General features: G+C 40.2%; 1 protein-coding gene. It reads right to left on the minus strand.

The genetic code is table 11. From position 1 onward, the window contains the following. Positions 1 to 520, minus strand: a 520-nt coding sequence (locus tag ACESOD_RS09790; protein ID WP_373095559.1) for a Spy0128 family protein, incomplete at both ends; no start/stop codon positions are given.

Consider the following 520-nt stretch of genomic DNA (forward strand, 5'->3'; position numbering starts at 1 on the left):
TCTTCAGAAACAACGTATTTCTCTGGTTGGAACTTAGGTTCTTCTGGAGGAGTGACGACGTTGTTAAATTCTTTATCAGCGATGTCGCCTACAGTTGCGATAAGAACTTTAGCTGTTCCATCGTGTTTCACTGTAACTGTTACATTCGCTTTCATTGTGTCGTATGTAACGGTTGCGTCTGTTCCTTTAACTTCTTCTACTGTGTAGTTGTGTACGCCTTCTTGACCTTTCTTGAATTCAAGAGCTTTGAACTTAACATTACCAGCCGCATCGCTGCTTACAGTTTCAACAACTTTACCTGTTGAATCTTTAAGAACGAAGCTGAATTCGTTTTCTTTAAGCTCACGGCCTTCCAAGCGTTTAGTGAAGTTGAATTCCACTTCAACTGGAACGTTGTTTACACGTTTTTCAGTTGGTTTTTCAGGTTTTTCAACTTTCTTAGTAGTTGGGTTGTAGTAGTTGACTACTTGAGCCGCAGTATTTTCAATATCTACACCACCAGGTACATCAGCTTTCACTG

It is taken from the genome of Streptococcus oralis (genome assembly GCF_964238205.1).
GTDB lineage: Bacteria > Bacillota > Bacilli > Lactobacillales > Streptococcaceae > Streptococcus > Streptococcus oralis_CZ.